The organism is Streptomyces sp. NPDC037013, from assembly GCF_055607265.1.
The window spans coordinates 370,215-386,773 of the sequence record NZ_JBVJRV010000007.1; the positions used below are offsets into that span (position 1 = coordinate 370,215).

Annotated in this window: 13 protein-coding genes; 8 read left to right on the plus strand and 5 right to left on the minus strand. The window is 73.1% G+C overall.

All coding sequences use genetic code 11. The features are described from left to right. The first annotated feature begins 53 nt into the window (after positions 1-53). The 5 genes from ACZ7DY_RS27070 to ACZ7DY_RS27090 all read left to right on the plus strand — a co-directional run bounded on the left by ACZ7DY_RS27070 (position 54) and on the right by ACZ7DY_RS27090 (position 9,196). Positions 54-830: an ABC transporter ATP-binding protein gene (locus ACZ7DY_RS27070; RefSeq protein ID WP_471139348.1), complete on the plus strand. Its 777-nt coding sequence runs from the start codon at positions 54-56 to the stop codon at positions 828-830. Further along, positions 827-2,413: a transporter gene (locus tag ACZ7DY_RS27075; RefSeq protein ID WP_471139350.1), complete on the plus strand. Its 1,587-nt coding sequence runs from the start codon at positions 827-829 to the stop codon at positions 2,411-2,413. The genes ACZ7DY_RS27070 and ACZ7DY_RS27075 overlap by 4 nt, the downstream gene beginning before the upstream one ends. A 453-nt stretch (positions 2,414-2,866) precedes the next feature. Beyond that, a complete protein-coding gene (locus ACZ7DY_RS27080) occupies positions 2,867-4,243 on the plus strand; it encodes a PAS domain-containing protein (RefSeq protein WP_471139352.1) in 1,377 nt (458 codons plus the stop codon). A 185-nt stretch (positions 4,244-4,428) separates the two neighbouring features. Next, entirely contained in the window at positions 4,429-7,173 is a 2,745-nt protein-coding gene (locus ACZ7DY_RS27085) for a hypothetical protein (RefSeq protein WP_471139354.1), read from the plus strand. A gap of 10 nt (positions 7,174-7,183) precedes the next feature. Beyond that, complete coding sequence (locus ACZ7DY_RS27090) at positions 7,184-9,196, plus strand: glycoside hydrolase domain-containing protein (RefSeq protein WP_471139357.1); 2,013 nt, start codon at positions 7,184-7,186, stop codon at positions 9,194-9,196. A 70-nt stretch (positions 9,197-9,266) separates the two neighbouring features. Here ACZ7DY_RS27090 and ACZ7DY_RS27095 read toward each other — a convergent pair whose 3' ends face one another. From ACZ7DY_RS27095 to ACZ7DY_RS27110, 4 genes are read right to left on the minus strand one after another with little or no spacing between them, the layout of a single operon-like run. Further along, on the minus strand, positions 9,267-10,487 hold the full coding sequence (locus ACZ7DY_RS27095; RefSeq protein WP_471139358.1) for an ABC transporter permease: 1,221 nt from the start codon (positions 10,485-10,487) through the stop codon (positions 9,267-9,269). Beyond that, a complete protein-coding gene (locus ACZ7DY_RS27100) occupies positions 10,484-11,191 on the minus strand; it encodes an ABC transporter ATP-binding protein (protein WP_471139360.1) in 708 nt (235 codons plus the stop codon). The genes ACZ7DY_RS27095 and ACZ7DY_RS27100 overlap by 4 nt, the downstream gene beginning before the upstream one ends. Beyond that, positions 11,188-12,258, minus strand: coding sequence for an efflux RND transporter periplasmic adaptor subunit (locus tag ACZ7DY_RS27105; protein ID WP_471139361.1), 1,071 nt, complete (start codon positions 12,256-12,258; stop codon positions 11,188-11,190). Before ACZ7DY_RS27105 ends, ACZ7DY_RS27100 begins: the two co-directional genes overlap by 4 nt. Beyond that, positions 12,255-12,767, minus strand: a complete 513-nt coding sequence (locus ACZ7DY_RS27110) for a hypothetical protein (protein ID WP_471139363.1) — start codon at positions 12,765-12,767, stop codon at positions 12,255-12,257. Before ACZ7DY_RS27110 ends, ACZ7DY_RS27105 begins: the two co-directional genes overlap by 4 nt. A gap of 125 nt (positions 12,768-12,892) precedes the next feature. On the opposite strand from ACZ7DY_RS27110, the gene ACZ7DY_RS27115 reads away from it, so the two are divergent. Together ACZ7DY_RS27115 and ACZ7DY_RS27120 are read left to right on the plus strand one after the other, a co-directional pair. Beyond that, a complete protein-coding gene (locus ACZ7DY_RS27115; protein ID WP_471139365.1) occupies positions 12,893-13,561 on the plus strand; it encodes a response regulator transcription factor in 669 nt (222 codons plus the stop codon). Positions 13,562-13,593: 32 nt separating this feature from the next. Further along, a complete protein-coding gene (locus ACZ7DY_RS27120) occupies positions 13,594-14,817 on the plus strand; it encodes a sensor histidine kinase (RefSeq protein WP_471139367.1) in 1,224 nt (407 codons plus the stop codon). Here the strand turns inward: ACZ7DY_RS27120 and ACZ7DY_RS27125 are convergent. After that, a complete protein-coding gene (locus tag ACZ7DY_RS27125) occupies positions 14,805-15,569 on the minus strand; it encodes an SIS domain-containing protein (protein ID WP_471139369.1) in 765 nt (254 codons plus the stop codon). The genes ACZ7DY_RS27120 and ACZ7DY_RS27125 overlap by 13 nt on opposite strands. 150 nt (positions 15,570-15,719) lie before the next feature. On the opposite strand from ACZ7DY_RS27125, the gene ACZ7DY_RS27130 reads away from it, so the two are divergent. Further along, positions 15,720-16,412 carry a metal-dependent transcriptional regulator gene (locus ACZ7DY_RS27130; RefSeq protein WP_355807864.1) on the plus strand — a complete coding sequence of 231 codons (693 nt, stop codon included), beginning with the start codon at positions 15,720-15,722 and terminating at the stop codon, positions 16,410-16,412. Positions 16,413-16,559: the final 147 nt, after the last annotated feature.

The following is a 16,559-nucleotide window of genomic DNA, read 5'->3' on the forward strand; positions in this document are numbered from 1 at the left end:
CCGCCACCGTCGTATCGTGCGGTACACGGGCGAAAGCGGCGAAGGGCGGCACGGTGACCGAAGTGGCGGCGGTACGGATCCAGGGTCTCTGGAAGCGGTTCGGCGAACAGGTCGCGGTGGCCGGGATCGATCTGGCGCTGCCCGCGGGCAAGTTCATCGGACTCGTCGGCCCCAACGGCGCCGGGAAGACCACCACCCTCTCCATGGCCACCGGCCTGCTCAGGCCGGACCGCGGCACCGTCGAGGTCGTCGGCCACGACGTGTGGCACGACCCCGTCGAGGTCAAGGCCCGCATCGGCGTGCTCCCCGAGGGGCTGCGCCTCTTCGAGCGCCTCTCCGGCCGCGAACTCCTCGCGTATACCGGCAGACTGCGCGGACTGCCCGGCGCCGAGGTCGACAAGCGCGCCACCCAGCTCCTCGACGTCCTCGACCTCGCGGGCGCCCAGCACAAGCTCGTCGTCGACTACTCGACCGGCATGCGCAAGAAGATCGGTCTTGCCGCCGCCCTCCTCCACAACCCCGAAGTCCTCTTCCTGGACGAGCCGTTCGAGGGCGTCGACCCCGTCTCCGCGCAGACCATCCGCGGCGTCCTGGAGCGCTATACCGCCTCCGGCGCCACCGTCGTCTTCTCCTCCCACGTCATGGAGCTCGTCGAGTCGCTCTGCGACTGGGTCGCCGTCATGGCCGCGGGCCGCATCCGCGCGCAGGGACCCCTCACCGAGGTGCGGGGCACGGCACCCTCGCTGCAGCAGGCGTTTCTCGAACTCGTCGGCGCCGGGGGCCGCGACATGGCATCCGACCTCGACTGGCTGGGCGGCGGCGCCCGGTGACCCGCATCACCCCGGTCCTCGTCCGCCTGAAGCTCTCCCTCCTGCGCAACGGCCTGCGCCAGTCCGCGGGCCGCCGCGCCGCCTACGTCGTCTCCGTCGTCCTCGCGCTCCTCTTCGCCGCGCTCCAGCTCCTCGGCCTCATCGCGCTGCGCGGCGACGCCCACGCCGCCACCGTCTGCGTCCTGCTCACCGCGGTGCTCGCGCTCGGGTGGGCCGTCGTGCCGCTCTTCTTCCCCAGCGGCGACGAGACCCTGGACCCCACACGCCTGGTCATGCTGCCGCTGCGCCCGCGCCCCCTGGTGCGCGCGCTGCTGGTGGCCTCCCTCGTGGGCGTCGGGCCGCTGTTCACGCTCAGCCTCGCGGCCGGCGCGGCCGTCGCGCTGGCCCACGGCGCCGCGGCGGCCGTCACCGGCGTCGTCGCGGTCGCCCTCACCCTCCTGGTCTGCGTGGCGCTGGCCCGCGCGGTCGCCGCCGCCAACATCCGCCTGCTCACCAGCCGCAAGGGCCGCGATCTCGCGGTCCTCAGCGGGCTCGTCATCGCGGTCGGCGCGCAGGTCGTCAACTTCGGGGCGCAGCGGCTCGGTTCGTCGGGGATCGCCACGCTCGACCCGGCGGCGGACGTCGTCCGCTGGCTCCCGCCCGCCTCGGCGCTCGGCGCGGTCGACTCCGTGAGCGACGGCGCGTACGCCACCGCGGGCCTCCAGCTCGTGCTCTGCGCCGCGGCCCTCGCCGCCCTCCTCGCCCTCTGGCAGCGCAGCCTGACCCGTCTGATGACCGCCCCGGACGGCTCCACGCTCGCGGCGGCGGAACCGGACAAGGGCACCTCCCGCACCTCGGGCGCCCTCGCCGGCCTGCTGCCCGCGGGCCGCACCGGCACCGTCATGGAGCGCAGCCTGCGCTACGTCTGGCGGGACCCGAAGACGAAGGCGGCCTGGGTGACGTCCCTGGCCATCGGCCTGATCGTGCCGGTCTTCAACGCCCTCCAGGGCACCGGATCCGTCTACTTCGCGTGCTTCGCGGCGGGGATGCTCGGGGTCCTCATGTACAACCAGTTCGGCCAGGACACCTCGGCGTTCTGGATGGTGGCGGCGACGATCTCCTCGACGCGCGACGCGTACGTGGAGCTGCGCGGCCGGGCCCTCGCGCTGCTGGTCATCACCCTCCCGTACGCCGCGCTGGTCACCGTCCTGACGACCGCGATGCTCGGCGACTGGCCCGCCCTGGCGGAGGTCGTGGGCCTCTCCTTCGCGCTGCTCGGCGCGATGCTGGCCACGGGCGCGTGGTCCTCGACCCGCTTCCCGTACTCGATCCCGCAGGAGGGCTACAAGAACGTGGCCCCCGGCCAGGCCGGTCTCGCCTGGATCTCCATCTTCGGCGGCATGGTGGCGGCGGCGCTGCTCTGCGCGCCGGTCCTCGCCCTCACGATCTGGCTGCACGCCTCGGGCGCGTCCTCCTGGAGCTGGCTGCTGCTGCCGCTGGGCGCGGCGTACGGCGCGGCGGTCACGGAGGCGGGTCTGCGGCTCGCGGCGCCGCGCCTTGCCGGGCGCCTGCCGGAGATCCTCACGGCGGTGAGCAAGGGCTGAGACGGGGGAACGCAGGCGACCCGCGAGCCGTGGTTCCTGCCGCGCCGGACGGGCCGGGCGAAAGGAAGCCGGCCGGACGTACCGGCGGCTCGCGGGTCGGGTGACTGCTTTGGTCTGGGCCGGCTGCACGCTCGTCTCACGCGCCGGCCCGGCACCGCACTGGGTGGGGTGGCAGGCCGCTAGCCCGCAGCCACCTCTCGCGTCCGCAATGAAATCACCGCGGGATCACCTCCTTTCTTCGAGTGATGCCAACCCTAGGAAGCGGTGCGAGGGCGTTCAACCGGTTTTTCCGGGCCGGGGCCGCACAACGATTTCCCTCCAACTTCCGGGAACTCCCTGTGGGGTGCGTCACGTTCCAGTTGAATGATCTGACGTGCGGTACCGGCAGATCGCGCAGCTCATGCAGTACGAGCGGCTCATGAGGACGAGGACACGGCCTGTAGGGGGTTCCAGGTGAGTGCTTCGCGGCAGAGCGGGACTACTGACGAACTCGGGCCCGAGGAGCCCGGGCCCGGCGGTGCCGAGTTGCTCGCGGCGCTGCTCGACGGGATGGACGCGGCGCTGTGCGCCTTCGACGCCGACGGCGTGGTGACGCACTGGAACCGCGAGGCGGAGCGGATCCTCGGATGGTCCGCCGCGGAGGCCGTCGGGCGGCGCGGGTTCACCGGGTGGGCGGTGCGCGCCGCGGACGCCGGGGAGGTCGAGGAGCGGCTCCTCGCCGCGATGGACGCGCCGGGGCGGCAGGTGCACGAGTTCGCGCTGGTGACCAAGGACGGCGGGCGGGTGCTCGTACGGATGCAGTCCGCGGCCGTGCGCAGCGGGGACGGCAAGCCCGCGGGGATGTACTGCGCCTTCAGCGAGGTCCACGCGCAGATCGACCTGGAGCGGTCCATCGCGCTGAGCGAGGCGCTCTTCGAGACCGCCTCGTGGGGTGTCGTCCTCGTCGACGCGGACCTGCGGCCCGCCGTGGTCAACGAACACGCGGCCCGCGCCTTCGGGGTGGGCCGCACCACCGTCCTCGGGCGGCCCCTGGCCGATCTGCTCGGGCAGGGCGTCGAGGAGCTGGAGAGCGCGCTGACGCATGTGCTGGCCGAGGGGACGCCGCCCGCGCCGGCCGAGCTGTGGGTGTCGGTGCGGTCGGGGGCGGGCCAGGAGGACGCGGTCGAGCGGCGCTGCTGGCGCAGCGGCTTCGTGCGGCTCGCCTCGCCGCTGGCGGAGGAGCCGGTGCCGCTGGGCGTCGGCTGGCTCTTCCAGGACGTGACGGAGGCGAAGCAGACCGAGCAGGTGGCCTCGCAGCTGCGGTTCCGTTCGCAGCAGCTGCACCGGGCGGCGCGGGCCACCGCCGAGTGCGAGGACCCGACGGAGGCGGCCACGGTCCAGCTGGACTTCGCCCTCGCCGGTTTCGCCGACCATGCCCTGGTGGATCTGCTGGCGGGCGAGGACCCGGTGCGGCTCGTGCGGGTCGCGGCGACGCCCGCGGGGCCGCCGGGTCCGTGCCTGCCGGTCGCCATGGCGGGCATCCCGGTGCGCTACCCCGAGGGCCATCCGGCGCCGCAGTGCGTGGCCCGCGTCGGGTCGGTGCGGGCGACCGCGGGGGCGGGGGCCTCGCCGGAGCGGGTGCGGGAGTGGGCGGCGGCCCGGCAGTGGCCCGAGGACTCGGTGCACGCCCTGTGCGCGGTGCTGCGCAGCCGGGGGCGGACGCTGGGCGTGGTGACGTTCCTGCGGGGGGCGGGGCGGGGGCAGTTCGACGGGAGCGACGCGGCGTACGCGGAGAGCGTGGCGTCACGGGTCGCGGCCTCGCTGGACCTGGCCCGGTCACTGGAGCCCTGACACCACGGCCGTTCCCCGCACAACTGCCGCTCTCCCCACAACTGCCGCTCCCTACCACATGGTTGGGGCGGGTGGCAGTCCCTGAGATCGGGGATGTTCACGGGGTGTGACGCACGGCACACTTGACGGTGGCATAGGGCGCGGCGGTGCCCCGCGTACCTCACTCGGTGGCCTAGGGGCGTGTGATGGGTGGACAGGACGTACGTGACACGGCGGAAGCGGGAGCGGCGGCGGGCGCGGGGACCGTCGGGGGGCTGCCCGGCCTCCCGAATCCGACTCCGGCTCAGCCGCTCGCCCAGGCGGGCCGCGAGATCCTCAAGGCCACTCTGGTGCCCCTGGAGATCGAGTCGGCCCAAGTGGGCCAGGCGCTGGTGAAGGCGGCGTACGTCCGCCAGCTCGCCCTGCGGCCCGACGAGGCGGCGGCCGTCCGCGGCCGGGTGGCCGCCGCGGCCCCAGATGCTTCTTCCGCCGTCGGCGACCTCATCGGCCTGCTCGGCGCGGGCGGCGAGCCGCCGCGGGCCGAGGCGCTGGCGGCGGTTCCCGCCGGGGAGCTGCGGGCGCTCGGCGAGGAGGTCGTCGCCGTCCGCAGGGCCGCCCTGGAGGAGGCCGAGGCGGCGGGCGCAAACGGGACGGTCACGGGGCCGGCCCGGCAGGCGCTGCACTCCGCGGTGGTGGCGGTGAACGGCCTCACCGCCAACGCCGGTTCGTCCCGGGTCGGGCTGATGAACCTGGAGCGGCTGGAGATGGTGCCGGCCGGCATCGAGCGCGGTGAGCTCGTCGCCACCATCCCGCTGGCGCCGCTGGAGGAGACCGCGGTCGTCCAGAAGGAGTGGTCGGTCCAGAAGAAGGAGTTCACCTCCATCGTCACGGACGAGCTGGAGACCTTCAGCGAGACGGGCGTGACGGACAACACCGAGCTGGCGCAGTCGACCTCGTCGGAGCAGCAGCACTCCAACCAGTTCAACGTCACCGGGACCGTCTCCGGCGGCATCCCCGTCATCTCCGGCTCGGCCACCTCCGGTTACACCGCGCAGGACTCGTCCTCCCAGTCCGCGACGGACAGCCGCAAGCACGCGACGACGCTCACCCAGAAGGCCTCGGCGCGGGCGAAGCAGGAGCACAAGGTCACCATCAGCACGACCACGGTCACCGGCTCCTCCCAGACGTCCACCAGGAAGCTGCGGAACCCCAGCGACGTCGACCCGATGCGCATCGACTACTTCAGCCTGATGCGCAAGTGGCGGGTCAGGCTCTACCGGTACGGGCTGCGCGAGACGTACGACATCGTTGTCCCGGAGCCGGGCGCCGCGCTGCGCAGGCCCTACGTGGAGCTGGAGAGCCTGCGGGCGCAGCTGAAGCCCTTCGCCTTCGACGTGCCGCACAACGACATCACCGACGCGGTCCGCAAGGAGGACCCCGCCCCGCCGAAGACCGATCCGCCGACCGAGAAGCAGCCGCACTACCTGGTCCTCGCCGACCGGTACGGCGCCCAGGGCCTGCCCCGCCCCCCGGTCCCGCTGCCGCCCCAGCCGTACGCCGTCAACTCCGGTTCGCTGCCCAACGGCCGTGCGACGACCCAGGTGACGATGAAGATCCCGGACGGGTACGAGATCGTCCGCGTCACCATCGCCGGCCGCATGACGAGCTTCTCCAGCACCGACTTCGCGCCGGACGACGGCGCGGTCGCGTTGCAGGGAGCGCTCGGCCAGTTCACCGTCGTCGGCACGGACATCCCCTTCGACCCGTTCGGCGAGAAGGTCTTCGACCCCGGCACCGTCCTGCACAAGGACACCGGCGGCGACTTCCTCGCGGGCGCGACGGGCTCACCGGTGGTGGTCCTGGTGTGGGACCGCGTCTCCACCCAGTCCCTGGTGCTCACCGCCGAGGTGCGCCCCACCAGGGCCGCCTACGACCAGTGGCGCGACGAGGTGTGGAACGGCCTGTTCACCGCCGCCCAGACCCGCTACTACGACCAGCAGCAGGACATCGCGGGGCGGATCGCGGCCCTGGAGGAGCGCCTGGGCAGCGTGGACACGCTCACGCTGCGCCGCGAGGAGAACGACGAGGTCATGCGGGCGGTGCTGCGGTATCTGCTCGGCAACCGCTTCCCGACCATGCCCAAGGACGTCGTGGACACCTTCAAGGACGCGAAGGTGGACATCACCCACGGGACGAGCTTCGACTCCGACGCCCTGAAGCCGGACGCCGCGGCGTGGACGACGGTGCGCCAGTACGAGAACCTCGTGCGCTTCGTCAACCAGGCCATCGAGTGGGAGAACGTCGTCAGCTTCCTCTACTCGTACTTCTGGGACATCCCCGAGAGCTGGGCGTTCATCCGCGACATCAAGCACCCGGACGCCAACCGCCAGGCGTTCCTGCGGGCCGGCAGCGCCCGGGTCGTCCTGACCGTGCGCAAGGGGTGGGAGACCCGCTGGGTCAACTTCGTCGAGCGGGGCGTCATCGACGACCCGGCCGAGCCGTCACCGCCCGCGCTGTACTGGACGATCGCCCAGGAGATCGCCGCGTACGACGACCGCAACTATCCGGGCATCCCGCCCGCCAACCCCGGCCGTTCCGCCGTGCGGATCCAGGACGCGGTGATCAGCAAGTCGAATTCCGTCGTCGGGCCGAGCCAGTCGCCGGTGGCGATCCGCGTCGAGTCCAGCGAGGGGTTCACCGCCGGGGCGCAGGTCGTCATCGACTCCGCGCGCGAGCTGACCAACAGCCAGGAGCTGACGACGATCACCCGGATCCTGTCCGGGACCCAGATCGAGGTCGCCCGGCTGGCGAAGGCGCACAACGGCGCCACCACCCCGTTCCCGGTGCTGCAGCCCGCGGAGAAGGGTGAACTCATGGCCGAGTGGAACGAGTACACCCCCACCTCGGGCACCGACATCGCCGTGACGAGCAACCTGTCCACCATCAACTGAGCGGGCCGCTATGCCGACCACGTATCCCGGCATGGACATCATGGTCTGGGACCCCCGCCTGTCGTGGCTGTGGCGCCGCTCGAACCTGCGCTTCATCGGGTTCTACCTCGCCCACCTCCGCGGGGACGACGCCACGACCTGGTCCGCCCGGCTGTGGGACCTCAGGGACCCGGGCTGGACCGTGCTGCCGATCTGGGTCCCCTTCGGGGCGGCGCAGATCGACGGGGCCAAGGCCGACCCGGCGAAGAACAAGCCCGCCGTGCCGGGAGGCATCTTCCGCACCGTCGACGGCGGGGACGACGGGCTCGCCGCCGTCGGCCTCGCCCGGCGCGCCGGCCTGGAGGCCGGGGCCACGCTCTATCTGGACATCGAGGGACATCTGAACAAGGGGCCGGGGGCCTGGGCCAACCCGGCCACCGGTACGGCCGAGTACATCCTGTCGTGGCTGCTCGCGGTCTCCCTCTCGGGGTACCGGCCCGGGTTCTACTGCTACCGCGCCGAGCTGGACCCCCGTACCCTCCTCGATCCGCGCGTCCTCACGTTCCGGCCGGTGTTCTTCGCCGTGTCGGTGCCGGAGGTGGACCGCTTCCAGTGGAACAACAACACCTTCCGGCTCGCCCCCTACCCGCTGCCGAAGTGGGGCGTCGGCACCTCCGAACGCTGGCAGTACGCGGACAACGTGGTCGCCGTCCAGTACGCCCAGCCCAAGGGCGCCGCCCTGACCTGGCCGGACGCCGACGGCCGGCCCCAGAACCACCGCGTCCCGCGCAGCTTCCGGGACGTCGACTGGGACGAGGCGAAGGTCTTCGACCCCGCCCACCCGAGGGCCGCGATCGCGCTGGCCGCGACCCAGCACCACACGGCCCCGGACCGCGTGCGGCTCTTCGCCGCGACCACCGAGCACCTCCTCACGGCGGTACGGGACAAGGCGGGGAAGACCGGCCCGCTCGGCGTCACACCGGTCCTGCCCCGGGACACCGTCCCGCCGCCCCCGCAGGGCGTCGACGGCTTCGACGCCACGAGCATCGCCGCGAGCAGTTCCGACGCGCAGTCCCGGCACATCTTCCTGCTGGGCGCCGACGGCCGGATCCGTATCCGGTGGCTGACACCGCGTCAGCCCTACCCGCCGCACCCGCAGCCCGTGAACCCCGCCCGGAACCCGGCCCGCAAGGGCACCCCCCTGGCGGCCGCGTCCCGTACCCCGCTCGCCCTCGACCTGGTGTACGTCGACGGCGAGCACCGGCTCGTACGGCAGTTCTCGCAGGCGGGCCCGGACGTGGACTGGACGAACAACGTCCAGACCGTCCCGCCGCCCGGCAGGGCGGGCGGCCGGGACCCGCTGCTCGTCGCGGGCGGCAGCAACCTCGCGCTGCTGCCCTCGCCCGCCGACGCCGTCCACGACGCGGGCAGGCTCGACGCGTTCCACGTCGGACACGACTACTCCCTGCCGCCCTGGAACGACCCGCGCGCCTGGCAGGTGGTGCACACCCGCTGGACGTTCGCCCGCGGCCGCCCGGCGGCACCGGCCACGGCCCCGGTCCCCGGACTCGACGGCGTCGCCGCGGCGAGCGGGGTCGCGGCGGTCCGCACCGCCGACCGCACGCTGCACGTCGTCGTCCAGGACCGGTCGCGTACGCGGCTGCGGCACGCCACCCTGAAGCGCGCCGCATCGGACTGGCAGACCGGTGAGGGCCCCACCGGTGAACTGCCGCCGCTGTACCGCCCCGAGCGCGGGGACCCGGTCGCCGCCTGGTGGATGAACCTGCAGCTGCTGGCCACCGGCAACCGCGTGCTGCTGGTGGGCGTGCTCGCCTCCGGCCACCTGGGCTGGGCGACGCACGACGGGGCGGCCTGGTCGCCGATCACCGCCAAGCGGGCGGGCTTCACCACGGGCCGCCCGCTCTGCCTGGCGCGGCGGGGCACCAAGGCCGTGGACGTCTTCGGCTTCGACGAGGACGGCCTGCTCGTGCAGCGCACCCTCACCCTCCTGGACAAGGCGGGCGCGGCCCTGGCTCCCTTCTAGGGGCCCGGGATTCCGGGGCCCGGATCGCCGAGGCCCGGGACTGCCGGGGACCGCGCCCGTCCCCGCCGCGCTACACCGCGTGCAGCGCCAGCGTCGGGGAGAGCCGTGCCGCCCGTACCGCCGGATAGAGCCCCGCCACCGTGCCGATCGCCAGGGTCGCGCCGAAGCCGCCCGCCATGGCCCAGGGCGGCACCACCCACGGCAGTCCGCCGGACACCGCGTACGCGGCCGTCGCCGCCGCGCCGAGCGCGACGCCCGCCAGGCCGCCGAGACCCGACAGCATCAGCGACTCCGTCACGAACTGGACGCGGATCTGGCCCCGCGTCGCCCCCAGTGACCTGCGCAGGCCGATCTCGTACCGCCGCTCCAACACCGAGATGATCATGGTGTTGGCGACGCCGACCCCGCCCACCAGCAGCGCGATCCCGCCGAGCCCGAGGAGCAGCGTGGAGAACGCGCCCTCCGTCGCGGCCTTCGCCTTGAGCGCCGACGACGGGTCGGTGACCTGGACGTTGCGCGGGTTCTCCGGGTCGATGGAGGGGGCGAGGAGCCTGCGCACGTCGCCCACGGAGCCGTCGGTGGAGCGTTCGTACACCGATGTCGGGTGCCCGTCGAAACCGAGCAATTTCTTCGACGCGTCCCAGCCGGTCAGCGCCGACCGCTCGATGTCGGGGGCGAGCGGCAGCGGGCCGAGGACGCCGATGACGGTGAAGTACCGGTCGTCGATCCACACCTGCTGGCCCGGCGAGGTGATGCCGAGGCGCTCCGCCGCGACGTGGCCGAGGACCACCGACGGGTAGCGGCTGTTGGCGGCGTTGAACCAGCTGCCGCGCGCCGTCTCTCCGCGCAGCACCTTCAGCAGCCCCTCCGTCGCGGCCTTCACGGTGATCCCGCCGGTCTCGTCCTCGGAGATCTTCTCGCTGCGCCGCACGGAGCGTTCGAGGTCGCCGGTGGCGCCGACGTCCTCGACCCCCTTCACGCGCGCTGCCCGGCCGGCCGCGTCCTCGGGGAGCGTCACCTTCTCGCCGGAGAACATCGCCTCGCCCGGCGAGGCGACGAGCATGTTCGTGCCCAGTTCATCCAACTCGGCCATCAGTTGGGCCTTGCTGGAGGAGGAGATGCCGACCACGGCGACCATGGTCGCGATGCCGATGGCGATGCCGAGCGCGGAGAGGACGACCCGTACGGGACGGCTGCGCAGCCCGGCGGAGCCGACGTGCAGGACGTCGCGGGGGCTCAGCCGCGCCGCCTTCGGGGCCCCGCCCCGCCGCGTACGCCCGCGCGCCCTCATGCGGCGGCCTCCGCGCGCCGCGTGTCCGCGACGACCTGCCCGTCCCTGATCCGGACCTGCCGCGGCAGCCGTCCGGCGATCTCCGTGTCGTGGGTGATGACGGCGATGGTCGCGCCCTCCGCGTTGAGCTCGTGCAGCAGGGCCATGACGGCCTCGCCGGATGCGGAGTCGAGCGCGCCGGTGGGCTCGTCGGCGAGCAGCAGGTCGGGTTCGCCGACGACCGCGCGGGCGATGGCGACGCGCTGTTTCTGGCCGCCGGACAGTTCGTGCGGGCGGTGTCCCATGCGGTCGGCGAGGCCGACGCGTTCCAGGGCGTACGCGGCCCTGCGGCGCCGCTCGGCGCGCGGGAGGCCGGAGTAGAGCAGGCCTTCGGCGACGTTGTCGCGGGCGCTGATGCCGGGGACGAGGTGGAACGCCTGGAAGACGAAGCCGATGTGGCGGGCGCGCAGCGCGGAGAGGCTGCGGTCCCCGAGGGCGGCGACGTCGTGTCCCGCGATGGCGACGGTACCCGCGGTGGGCCGGTCGAGGGTGCCGACGATGTGCAGGAGGGTGGACTTGCCGGAGCCGGACGGGCCGACGATGGCGAGGAGTTCGCCCGCGGTGACGGTCAGGTCGACGCCGCGGAGGGCGGCGACACCCCCCGGGTACTCCTTGGTCACGGCGTTCAACTCAACGACGGGCGCGGTTGTTTCGGTGCCGTTCATGCCCTGGGCACCCCGACCTTCATGCCCTCCCGCAGCCCGCCGCCGCTCACCTCGACGCGGCCCTGCCCGAACATGCCGAGGCGGACCTTGACGTCGCGGGTGCGGCCGTTCTCGACGACCTGGACGCCGAATCCGCCGCCGGGCAGCGCGAGGAGCGCGTTGACGGGGACGGAGAGGACGTTCTCGCGGGTCTCGCCGGTGAGGTCGACGGTGACCGGTGACTGGTCGAAGCCGCCGACCTCGCCGGGGTCGTCGAAGGCGATGGTGACGGGGAGTTTGGGGGTCTTGTCGTTGGGGTCGTCCCCGGGCTCGGCGGTCCTGCCGACGGAGGCGACCCTGCCGTCGACCGTGGCACCGTCCGGGAGGGTGACGGTGACCTTGGTGCCCTTCTTCGCCGAACCGCCGTCGGCGACGTCGAGTTCGACGCGTACGACCCGTTCGGAGCCGGTGGTCGAGAGCACCGGCTTGCCCGGCCCGACCTGGTCGCCGACGGTGGCGGCCGCGGACTTCACGCGGACCGCGGACGGCTGGAAGGAGATCTGCCCGGGGCCGACGCGGCCGGTCCGCTTGAGGTCGTGGGCCTTCTGCCACGCTCTGACGGCGGCCGCGGTGGCATCGGTGTAGGTGTCGTCGACGGCGAGGCCGGAGCCGTATCCGAGCGCCACCAGGTTCTGTTCGAGCTGGCGTACGTCGGTGCCCTTGTCGCCGGGCTTCAGGGTGCGGTACATGGGCGCGGTGCCGTACATCAGGCGGACGGCGGTGCCGTTCACCTCGTAGAGCCGGCCGTCGCGCCGGATGGTGGAGCCGGTGCCGGTGCGCCAGGTGAGGGTGCCGGTGGTGCCCGCGTTGACCTTGCACTCCTGGGCGTAGCCGAGGGTGCCGTCGACCTGTGTGCCGCTGCTGAGGTCGCCGCGCTCGACGGGTGTGGTGGCCGGGGGCAGGCCCGCGTCCCGGTGGCCGGAGTCCTGCTTGCCGCCCCCGTCGGCGAGGGCGGTGACGGCGACCCCGCCGCCGGTGATCGCGAGGAAGGTGACGACGGTGGCGGCGACCGCGGTGCGGCGCCTCATCCGACGATGCCCTTGCACGCCTCGGCGGCCTTCTCCATCTTCTTGGCCTCGGCGCCCTTGGGCATCGGCTGGGCCTGCATGGCGCCGCCGTCGAACTTCGGGTCGGGCATGTGAAAGCCGTTCTTGCGCATGCACCGGGCGTACTCGAGCATCTTGTCCTTGTCGGCCTGGGAGACGCCGCCGCCCTTGGAGCCGCCGCCCATGCCGCACTCCTTCATGGCGGCCTGCATCTTCTCCTTGCTCAGGTCGCCGCCGATGGTGATGCCGCGGACGTCCTCGCCGGACTTGGGTTCGGCGACCTTCAGGCCGTGCTTGCGCAGGCACTCGCGCTCCTTGAACGCCTTGTCGGCGTCGGCGCCCTTTCCGCCGTCGGCGCGGTCCGACGAGCCGGAGCCCGAGCCGGACGACGAGCCGGAGTCGTTCGAGCAGGCCCCGGCGAACAGGGCGAGGGCGGCGAAGGCCGACGCGACGGCCACCGAGCGGGTACGGGTGGTGCGGGCTGTCCTCATGTGGCTTCCCCTTGGATGCGGCGTGACGTGACTGACGCGCACAGGCTGGCGGGGAGCGGGGTTTCGTCTCTCTCAACGGGGACGCTTACACCGGCGAAAGGTCACTCTCAGGTACACAGGGGCCCATGCGCGTACTGCTGGTGGAGGACGAGGAATTCCTGGCCGAGATGATCGCCGAGGGGCTGCGCCGCGACGCGCTCGCCGTCGACGTCGCGGCCGACGGCCTGTCCGCGCTGCGGAAACTCCAGTTCGGCGAGTACGACGTGATGATCCTCGACCGGGACCTGCCGGGCCTGCACGGCGACGAGGTGTGCCGCCGCGTCGTCGGGCAGCGGCTGCTGACCAGGGTCCTGATGCTGACCGCGTCGGGCACGGTGCGTGACCGGGTGGCGGGGCTCGGGCTCGGCGCGGACGACTACCTGACCAAGCCGTTCGCGTACGACGAGCTGCTCGCCCGCGTCCTGGCGCTCGGCCGGCGCGCACGGCCCGCGCTGCCTCCGGTGCTGGAGCGGGCGGGCCTCGTCCTGGACACCGCGCGCCGCCAGGCCAGCAGGGACGGGCGTCATCTGTCGCTGTCCCGCAAGGAGTTCGCGGTCCTTGAGGCGCTGCTGCGGGCGGACGGCGCGGTGGTCAGCGGCGAGGACCTGATCGAACAGGTGTGGGAGGAGGACACCAGCTACCGCACCAACGCGGTGCGGGTCACCCTCTCCAAGCTCCGCGCGAAGCTGGGCGAGCCGGCCGTGGTGGAGACGGTGCCGGGCGCCGGGTACCGGATCGCGGGGCGTTCGCTGTGATCCGGCGGGCGCCGGCGCGCCTCCGGATGCGGATGAGCGGCGAGCGGTCCCGGCTGACGGCCCTGTACGGGGGGCTGCTGGTGCTCGCCGGGGCGCTGCTGACCGGCCTGGTCTACCTGCTGGTGCAGCAGGGCGTGTACACGTCGATCAGTACGGCGGTGACCACGGCCGTGCCCCGGGGCACCGTGCCGCCGTGGAACACGGTGCCGGTGCCCGTGCCGGTGGCCTCGGCGGTGCCCGCCCGGCGGATGGAGGGGGTGCCGTCCGGCCTCGACAAGGGCCTCGCCGTCACGGAGATCAGCGACCTCGCGGGGGAGGCGGCGCTCAACCGGCTCCTGACGGTCTCGGTGATCGTCCTCGCCGCGTACGCCGTCCTGTCGGTCGCGCTTGCCTGGTGGATGGCGGGGCGGGTGCTGCGCCCGGTGGCGGTGATCGCGGGGAGGGCGCGGCGCCTCTCGGGGGCCAACCTGCACGAGCGGATCGCGCTGGAGGCGCCGCCGGGCGAGCTGAAGGACCTGGCCGACACCTTCGACGAGATGCTGGACCGGATAGAGCGGCTCGTCGGCGCGCAGCAGCGGTTCGCGGCCAACGCGGCGCACGAGCTGCGCACCCCGCTGGCGGTGCAGCGGGCGGCCGCCGAGATCGGGCTCGCCGGTGAGCCGGGCCCGGAGAAGGTCGCGAGGATCCGTACGAAGCTCGTCTCGGTCGCCGACGACAGCGAGCGCCTCATCGAGGGGCTGCTGCTGCTCGCCACGTCGGAGCAGGGGCTTCAGCGGCGGGAGCCGGTCGCGGTGGACGTGCTGGCGCACGCGGTCGCGGAGGGCCTGGCCGGGGAGGCGGCGGGGCGGGGCGTCACCGTGTCGGTGCGGGCCGATCCGCTGACCGTGGAGGGCGACGGCGTGCTGCTCGACCGTCTGATCCACAACCTGGTGGCGAACGCGGTGCGGTACAACGTGCCGCAGGGCCGGGTGGCGGTCCGCGTCACCGGCGACGGCACGCTGGAGGTCACCAACACGGGCCCGGTGATCCCGCCGGAGGCGGTCCCGCACCTCTTCGAGCCCTTCCGCCGCGCCCAGGAGCGCACGCACGCCCCGGGCGAGGGGGCGGGCCTCGGCCTCTCCATCGTGGCGGCGATCGCCCACGCCCACGGAACGGCGGCGACGGCCCACCCGAACACGGACAACGGCGGCCTGACGGTGCGCGTCCGCTTCCCGCGGGGGCTTGCGGGCCGGCCGGAGGGGGATCAGTGGCGGTAGAAGATCCGGTCGCCGTACTCCTGGAAGATCCGGCCGTTCCAGTCGTGGCCGCCGTCCACGTTGCCCGAACGGAGTACCGGGGGCTGGACGCCGCGTGCGGTCAGCTCCTCGATGGCGGCGGCCGTCATGGCCTGCATCAGCGCGTTGGTGACGACGCTGGAGGCGGGCCCGAACGGCGCGTCGACGCCGTCGAGGGTGAGCTCAGCGTCCCCGACCCCGATCTTGGAGTCGATCACGACGTCGCAGTGGTCCTTCAGGAACGTGCCGGAGACGTGCCGGGACCGGGTCTTCGTGGCGTACGCCACCGAGGTCACGCCGATCACCTTCAGGCCGAGCGCGCGGGCGTTCATGGCCATCTCGACGGGCAGGGAGTTCCGTCCGGAGAGCGAGACGATCACCAGGACGTCGCCGGGGCGGGCCGGCGAGGAGTCGAGGACGGCGCCCGCGAGGCCGTCGACCCGCTCCAGGGCGGAGCCCAGCGTGGCGGGCATGACGTCGACGCCGACGACACCGGGGACGGCGAGGAGGTTGATGAGGGCGAGGCCGCCCGCGCGGTAGACGACGTCCTGCGCGGCGAGGGAGGAGTGGCCGGCGCCGAAGGCGAAGAGGCGGCCGCCGGACTCGACCGCGTCGGCGAGCAGGGTGCCCGCGTCCGTGACGTTCCCGGACTCCTCGTCGCGGACCCGCCGCAGCAGGTCGATCGCGGCGTCGAAATACTGACCTGCCAGCTTGCTCTCGCTCTTCGAGCTCATTCGCATCACGTTGCGGTCTGGACCTGCACCCTGTCAACACTGTCGCAGGCCGGTCCGGGGCGGGAATTCCACCGGCGCGGCACGCTTGTCAGTGGTATGCGTCAGAATTGAGGGCAGGGCCAGCGCACGAGCGAATTCTGAGGGGCACCCATGTCGGGGCTGATTGACACCACTGAGATGTATTTGCGCACCATCCTCGAGCTGGAGGAGGAAGGTGTGGTCCCCATGCGCGCCCGGATCGCCGAGCGGCTCGACCAGAGCGGGCCGACGGTGAGCCAGACCGTGGCGCGCATGGAGCGTGACGGCCTGGTGGCGGTCGCCAGCGACCGGCACCTGGAGCTCACGGAGGAGGGCCGCCGCCTGGCCACCCGCGTCATGCGCAAGCACCGCCTCGCGGAGTGCCTGCTCGTCGACGTGATCGGTCTGGAGTGGGAGCAGGTGCACGCCGAGGCCTGTCGCTGGGAGCACGTGATGAGCGAGGCGGTGGAGCGCCGCGTCCTCGAGCTGCTGCGCCACCCCACCGAGTCGCCGTACGGCAACCCGATCCCGGGCCTCGAGGAGCTGGGCGAGAAGGACGGCGCGGACCCGTTCCTGGACGAGGGCATGGTCTCCCTGACGGAGCTGGACCCGGGCTCCGAGGGCAAGACGGTCGTGGTGCGCCGCATCGGCGAGCCGATCCAGACGGACGCCCAGCTGATGTACACACTGCGGCGGGCCGGCGTGCAGCCGGGCTCCGTGGTGAGCGTGACGGAGTCGGCGGGCGGTGTCCTGGTGGGGAGCAGCGGCGAGGCCGCTGAGCTCACCGCGGAGGTCGCCTCGCACGTCTTCGTGGCCAAGCGCTGACCGTCGCGCGGGTCCGCCCGGCCGTCCTCACCCGGCGGCCGGGCCCCCGCCCCGGGCGGTTTCGCGCCCTTGCGGAGGGCTGAGGTCAACTTCCGTTGTCGGAGGGGAAGTTGACAAGGCCTCACGATCTCCACGAGATCTTGCGGA

Bases quoted from the DNA above. Each gene is read 5' to 3' on its own strand.
- ACZ7DY_RS27100 (WP_471139360.1), bottom strand. From the start codon at position 11,191: ATGAACGGCACCGAAACAACCGCGCCCGTCGTTGAGTTGAACGCCGTG.
- ACZ7DY_RS27085 (WP_471139354.1), top strand. From the start codon at position 4,429: ATGGGTGGACAGGACGTACGTGACACGGCGGAAGCGGGAGCGGCGGCG.
- ACZ7DY_RS27090 (WP_471139357.1), top strand. From the start codon at position 7,184: ATGCCGACCACGTATCCCGGCATGGACATCATGGTCTGGGACCCCCGC.
- ACZ7DY_RS27105 (WP_471139361.1), bottom strand. From the start codon at position 12,258: ATGAGGCGCCGCACCGCGGTCGCCGCCACCGTCGTCACCTTCCTCGCG.
- ACZ7DY_RS27115 (WP_471139365.1), top strand. From the start codon at position 12,893: ATGCGCGTACTGCTGGTGGAGGACGAGGAATTCCTGGCCGAGATGATC.
- ACZ7DY_RS27125 (WP_471139369.1), bottom strand. From the start codon at position 15,569: ATGAGCTCGAAGAGCGAGAGCAAGCTGGCAGGTCAGTATTTCGACGCC.
- ACZ7DY_RS27120 (WP_471139367.1), top strand. From the start codon at position 13,594: ATGAGCGGCGAGCGGTCCCGGCTGACGGCCCTGTACGGGGGGCTGCTG.
- ACZ7DY_RS27095 (WP_471139358.1), bottom strand. From the start codon at position 10,487: ATGAGGGCGCGCGGGCGTACGCGGCGGGGCGGGGCCCCGAAGGCGGCG.
- ACZ7DY_RS27130 (WP_355807864.1), top strand. From the start codon at position 15,720: ATGTCGGGGCTGATTGACACCACTGAGATGTATTTGCGCACCATCCTC.
- ACZ7DY_RS27110 (WP_471139363.1), bottom strand. From the start codon at position 12,767: ATGAGGACAGCCCGCACCACCCGTACCCGCTCGGTGGCCGTCGCGTCG.